The organism is Pseudomonas sp. (assembly GCF_030696055.1).
In the GTDB taxonomy this organism is placed as follows: Bacteria; Pseudomonadota; Gammaproteobacteria; order Pseudomonadales; family Pseudomonadaceae; genus Aquipseudomonas.
Genome location: NZ_JAUYNP010000275.1, coordinates 1 through 5,790 on the forward strand (window position 1 = coordinate 1; position 5,790 = coordinate 5,790).

At 62.3% G+C, this 5,790-nt stretch carries 5 protein-coding genes; 4 read left to right on the plus strand and 1 reads right to left on the minus strand.

The window, feature by feature from the left end:
- Positions 1–94: 94 nt before the first annotated feature.
- The gene (locus Q8Q83_RS16300; RefSeq protein ID WP_305625177.1) at positions 95–934 is read right to left on the minus strand and encodes an enoyl-CoA hydratase/isomerase family protein; all 840 of its coding nucleotides are present in this window, start codon (positions 932–934) and stop codon (positions 95–97) included.
- 602 nt (positions 935–1,536) lie between these two features.
- Here Q8Q83_RS16300 and Q8Q83_RS16305 point away from each other — a divergent pair.
- From Q8Q83_RS16305 to Q8Q83_RS16320, 4 genes are all read left to right on the plus strand, one after another.
- Complete coding sequence (locus Q8Q83_RS16305; protein WP_305625178.1) at positions 1,537–1,929, plus strand: GFA family protein; 393 nt, start codon at positions 1,537–1,539, stop codon at positions 1,927–1,929.
- A gap of 261 nt (positions 1,930–2,190) precedes the next feature.
- The gene (locus tag Q8Q83_RS16310; RefSeq protein ID WP_305625179.1) at positions 2,191–4,089 is read left to right on the plus strand and encodes a PQQ-binding-like beta-propeller repeat protein; all 1,899 of its coding nucleotides are present in this window, start codon (positions 2,191–2,193) and stop codon (positions 4,087–4,089) included.
- A gap of 335 nt (positions 4,090–4,424) precedes the next feature.
- Positions 4,425–4,727: an I78 family peptidase inhibitor gene (locus tag Q8Q83_RS16315; protein WP_305625180.1), complete on the plus strand. Its 303-nt coding sequence runs from the start codon at positions 4,425–4,427 to the stop codon at positions 4,725–4,727.
- A 233-nt stretch (positions 4,728–4,960) separates the two neighbouring features.
- Positions 4,961–5,790 (plus strand): sigma 54-interacting transcriptional regulator (locus Q8Q83_RS16320; protein ID WP_305625181.1); only part of this gene is annotated, 830 nt, incomplete at its 3' end.

Consider the following 5,790-nt stretch of genomic DNA (forward strand, 5'->3'; position numbering starts at 1 on the left):
TGGGGTGGAGAGCTCCACGGATTGCATCCGGGCTACGAAAAATGCCACTCACTGGGCCTAAGTGAAGGGTAGTAGGGCCAATGGCGAGCCCTAATCAAGCCTTATCCAGCGCCTGCGGGTAGCACTCCAGCAACGCGCCCAGGTCGCGCTCCATAACGCCATCGGTCTGCCCGCCATTGGCCATCAGCCATTGCACGCGCGCCACAGTCTCCGGCGCCACCAGATCGCCGACAAAACGCTGCGATTCCTCCGCCAGCGCCGCGCCATCCGCGGCGCTAAGGCCGTCCACCACGGCCTTGATATGGGCGATGCCGCTGGCCGGGAAGCCGGCGATACGCCGCGCCAGGGCCTCGACAAAAGCCTGCAACTCGGCGTCCGCCACCGCGCGGTTGATCCAGCCGTAGCGCTCGGCGGTGTCGGCATCGAAGTCGGCGCCGCCCAGGCACACTTCCAAGGCGCGGCCGCGACCGAGCAACTGCGTCAGCCGTACCGTGCCACCGGCCCCCGGCAGCAGGCCGATCGCGACTTCCGGCTGGCCCAGCACGCCACGCTCGCGGGAGGCGAAGCGCATATCCAGCGCCAGCAAAAACTCGCTGCCTGCTCCGCGGGCGCGGCCGCGCAACTCGCCTATGGTCACCTGCGGCAAGCGGCTGTAACGGCTAAACAAGACGCTGAGCACACTGGCCTGGCCTTCCGCCAAGGGCGCTGCGGGCTTGCCGAGCTGGCTGCCGAGGTCGTAATGGGCCAGGAAGAAATCCGGATTGGCGCTGCGGAAGATCACCACGCGGGTCTGCGCATCGCCTTCCAGGGCCTTGGCCAGATTGAGCAGATCGATGACCAGCTCGCGGTCCACCAGGTTGATCGGCGGGTGGTCGAAAACGATAAAGGCCACGCCGTCGTGGTCATGCCGGGTCAGGGTGCGGTACGGGTTCATGGATTGTCCTCCTCGCTGGATAAGCCCGAGGGTGGGGCGGCGCAGGGACGGCCCTCAAGCACTATCCACTTGCGTGATGCCCGGGCCTCGCTGTGACAAGCCCCAACCTACCTGGCCACGCTCGAAGCACCGGCGCCGCCCTGGTGCCCGGCGGCAATGACAGCCTGATCCTGTTCGGCATGCCGCTGCTATGGCCCAACGCCTGGCTGGCCTTTGTCAGCATGTGCGCCGTGGTGCTTCTGAGCCTCTGGGGCCTGGGCCGGCTGCGCGCCCGGTTAAAGCTGCGAAGCGGCAAGGCTGGAGGGGGCGGAGGTTAATCCGGTGGTGGTGTAAACGCTCGCTTAGGATCGGCCTCGGTCATTGGCCACCGGCCGCTATCCGACCCTTTGCAGTCGTTTAGCTGCTATTTTCACAACCACCGATAATGGCCGTTTGCGAGGTCCAGCCGGCGCGTCACTCGGGAAGACCGGCCTTGCGCTAGCCATCAACGAAATGCTCAAGCGTCGCGCAAGGACTCCATCGCGGCCCAGTGGGTAGAGCATCGTGGACGCCCGACGGGGTTCGTAGTGAACACGACCGCTTGGTTTTAGAGGAGACGCAGCATGGACCAATTCACCGGCGGTTGCCTGTGCGGCAACGTCCGCATCGTGGCCACGGGCCTCCCCTACCGGGTCGGCCTTTGTCACTGTCTGGACTGCCGCAAGCACCATGGAGCCCTGTTTCACGCATCCGCGGTGTTCCCTCAGGATGCGGTGACCATCGATGGCGAAACACGCGACTACGCCGGGCGGTTTTTCTGCCCCCGCTGCGGCTCGTCCGTTTTCGGTCTCAGCGCAGACGAAATCGAAGTGCACCTGGGAGCCCTGGATGCCCCTGACCAACTGATGCCAACCTACGAACTCTGGACCGTCCGTCGCGAGTCCTGGTTGCCGCCGTTTCCGCTCACAAGACGATACGAGCGCGATCGTGACGCCACGGGTCGCCTTGAGGAGTAGCTGGCACGAACGCTGCAAGGGCGCCGGTACGAGTGGCCGAGATGTAGGCCTTGATCGATATCTTGAACCCGCTGCTCGAGGACAGCGCCTCCGATCACGCCGGCCGTCACTGCACAATATCGGCATCGTCGAGACGCTCAAGCAGGCACGCGGGTGAAGAGCAACAGCTGCTTGCTTCTCTGCCGTAGAAGCGACTAGCCTCGCGCAATCCTCAGCCAGTTACACCCGTCGTCTTGCTGGCCCGACCAGAACCTACAGGAAATGGAGTTCCATGTGCGAATAATTGCTGTATCACTGCTTGCCCTGAGCATCTCGGGCTGCTCCTTCGTCGAAGAAGCCCTCCTGTCTCCCGGCGAAAAGGTAAACAGGGCCTTTCCGCCCAGCGCCGATATTCGCGCCACAGAAGAAACGCTGCACAACCTGATGGATGACGATGAGTCCGCACAGGAGAAACTTTTTGCCCAATATGGGGCGCTACGGGAAATTCGCGGCCTGACCTGCGGCAAGAGTCTAGCAATCTCAAGATTCGACTCGGTGGAGGACATCAGGAAGCTGCCGGTGAGCCGCGACTGCCTGATCGCGCAGGATGAAATCCTGCTGCGCTTCCTTCAGATCAAGCAGGTCGAGCGAAGGATATCGCAGGCGGCATTGCGCCCCATAACACCTCTCGAAGCGCCCACTTTCGTTTCGCCCGGTCTTGACATCACTTCGGGCATATCGGCATCTGCCGCCGGAGTCGCCATTCTCCAAGGCACTCGCGGCGAACTGCTCTCCATAGAAATCCCGAGTGGCAAACCCATTGTCAAATTGCCACAGCTCAGCGACGCGCGGTTCCACGACGCATTGCTGTCGCCCAACGGCCGGGTCCTGGCATTGCCAGGTGGCTATGGCAAAGGGGTAACCTTCTTCGACACGGAAACCGGAGCGGTACTCTGGCAGGCCAGGGAGGCCTACAACTTGCTTGCTTGGCTGACAGGACTCTCGGCTGCGGTGGCAAGCGACTCGGACGGCCAGCTATTGATTATCGACTTCCAGAGCGGCGAACTTTCCGCCGGACTGCCTGCGCTGAAGCGTCAGAGCTGGGCCCTTCCGCTTCCGGACGGCAGGATTGCGATAGGTACGGACCGAGCGCTTTCGCTCGTTGCCTACGAGCGCGATGCCAATGGCATACAGGGGACAATACTCAAGAGCCTCACGATCAAGGCAGGCCCAGGGGTCACCTCTTTGCGGCCTACCTCGATGCTTGATGGGCGCGCCCTGTTTTTTGTGAGCGTGCGAGACCTGATGAAACTCGACCTGGAGTCGGGCCAAGAGACACTCTGGAAAACCGGAGAGTTCATCGGGAATCGGTACGCCAAACTAAGCGAATCCACTGTTCTGGTGGACGCCTACGAGCGCCCTGTAAGAACCCGGCCCTGGGCCCTGAATATTGAAGATGCCTCGCTCTCGCCTGTCGAAACGGAAGAAGGTAGCGCCGGGATCATTTATGAACTCTATGGCAGAGCCGGCTTTATGCGGCGCTCGCTTGACGGCGTATGGTTCGGTCTCCATTTGCAACAGGGCAAATCGCTTGCGCTCGCTGACTTTCTCAGCAACCGGAACCTAGAGCGGCAGATGGCCAAGCTCGAAGCCATGACACAGCAATCGTCGACCACCGGTGGCCAGACCTCGCTCGGAGGTGGCGGGTTACGTCCGTCACCGCCCGCCTACACTGCTCAGCAGCCTCTCGACCACCGGAATGCCCCAATACCCTTTGCAGAAGTCGCCAAGGATGCCCAGATCGAAGGCATTGGCGTTTATGAGTCCTCGAACAACCTATCCAAAGGGCCGGGCAACAGACCCGGCAGTATTAGCCTTGCCATTCGCCCGACAGCCAGACCGTTGATTCTCGTTCTGAGCTCCTACGAATCCGTAACCTGGCGGATCAGTCCGCAAGACAAAGACAACATCAAGCTCATACTGCTCTCCAGCTATTACCCCTCGAGTGTCGAGGGGGCTGGCAATGCGCGGACCGTTGTCATTAATGGGGGTTTTGCTTATAGCCGCGAGAGCGAGGACTACGCACATTTACGGAAAGCAGTGATGGCCCAGACCGGCAGAGATATCCAGATTTTCCAAGGAAGTTACAAGGGATCGCATTTTTCTGTCGGGGGACGGTAAACGAAAAAGGGGACTCAGATTTATTTCCCGGCTCAAGCGTCCGCTCCTGGCCGATTGCGGCCCCTTATTACAGGCAGCTATGGGTCGACGGTTTTGGATTGAGCTTTGACTGTCTTGCAGAAAAAGTCCGAACTGCAATCACATTGGAAAACCATGCCTCCATCTTGGAGTGGTAGCCGACTCCACCCCCGGGTCGCGGCCCAACGTCGCCTCGCCTATGGTAAACAGACAGCCATCCGCACAGCGCCAGCCTGGCGTTGCGCGCGCTGACAGCTTCAACATCCTGGCCACGCCAGCCGTTATGGCTATAGGTTTTGCGAGAAGAGGACCTCGATATGTTCGCCAAGTTGTTCCCCGCCAGCGTGCTGCTGCTTGTCGCCATGACCGGCTGCAGCTCCCGCGATACGCCGGCTGAACAGGCCACGGAGGCTGCCGGCAACTGCAATGCCGAGGCGGTGCAACAGGCCCTGGGCCAGACCATAGATGTCGAGCGGGTCGAGGAGATTCGCCAGCAGGCAGGGGCCGCACAGGTGCGCGTGCTCGCCCCGGACGATATGGCGACCATGGAGCATAACCCGCAGCGCCTGACCATCCATATCGACGAAGCCGAAACGATCGAACGCCTGAGCTGCGGCTGAGTTAACTAAGGCGCCTCGCAGGCTGTGTGAAAACGTAGCGAGCGAAGGTTAGGCAAGGCGCTACGTGAGTAACAGCCTCCGGCTGGTCAAAGCGGCGAAAAAGCGCAGTTTACGAGCTGTAAATGAGCATTTTGAGCCTGTTTTTAACGCCGCATAACCGAGCGCAGTAGTTTTCACACAATCTGCTAGACCGGGCATACTGGCGCCCCTCTCCATCCGCCACTGCGACCGCCATGCGTATTCACGTCACCTTTATCGACCGCGTCGGTATCACCCAGGAAGTGCTGGCCCTGCTCGGCGGGCGCAATCTCAACCTGGATGCGGTGGAGATGGTGCCGCCCAACGTCTATATCGATGCGCCGACCCTGAGCGCCGAGGTACTCGACGAACTGCGCGAGGCGCTGTTCAAGGTGCGTGGCGTGCAGGCGGTGACCATAGTCGACATCCTCCCCGGACAACGCCGGCGCCTGCAGCTCGACGCCCTGCTCGCGGCCATGAGCGACCCGGTGCTGGCGGTGGATGGCGAGGGCCGCGTGCTGCTGGCCAACCCGGCGCTGATCAGCCTGTGCCAGCAGGAACCGGAAGGCCAGGCCCTGGGCGAGCTGTTCGGCGACCCGCAGCTGCATAGCGCCCTGCTCGAACAGCAGTTCCGCCTGCCGCTGCGCGAAGTCACCCTCAATGGCCAGGCGCTGCTGCTCGACGCCATGCCCATCAGCGAACTGGCCGACACCGGCCAGCCGCACCTGGCCGGCGCCCTGCTCACCCTCTATGCGCCGAGCCGTATCGGCGCGCGCCTGGCCGCGCTGCACCATGACCACAGCGAAGGCTTCGACTCCCTGCTCGGCGACTCGGCGCCCATCCGCACCCTGAAGACCCGCGCCCAACGGGTGGCAACCCTGGATGCGCCGCTGTTGATCCGCGGCGAAACCGGCACCGGCAAGGAGCTGGTGGCGCGCGCCTGCCATGCCAGCAGCGCGCGGCATGACGCGCCCTTTCTCGCGCTGAACTGCGCGGCTTTGCCGGAGAACCTGGCCGAAAGCGAGCTGTTCGGCTATGCCCCCGG

What these genes read in the sequence shown, in the direction of transcription:
- Q8Q83_RS16315 (WP_305625180.1), top strand. Translation starts at nt 4,425, where the DNA reads ATGTTCGCCAAGTTGTTCCCCGCCAGCGTGCTGCTGCTTGTCGCCATG.
- Q8Q83_RS16300 (WP_305625177.1), bottom strand. Translation starts at nt 934, where the DNA reads ATGAACCCGTACCGCACCCTGACCCGGCATGACCACGACGGCGTGGCC.
- Q8Q83_RS16310 (WP_305625179.1), top strand. Translation starts at nt 2,191, where the DNA reads ATGGAGTTCCATGTGCGAATAATTGCTGTATCACTGCTTGCCCTGAGC.
- Q8Q83_RS16305 (WP_305625178.1), top strand. Translation starts at nt 1,537, where the DNA reads ATGGACCAATTCACCGGCGGTTGCCTGTGCGGCAACGTCCGCATCGTG.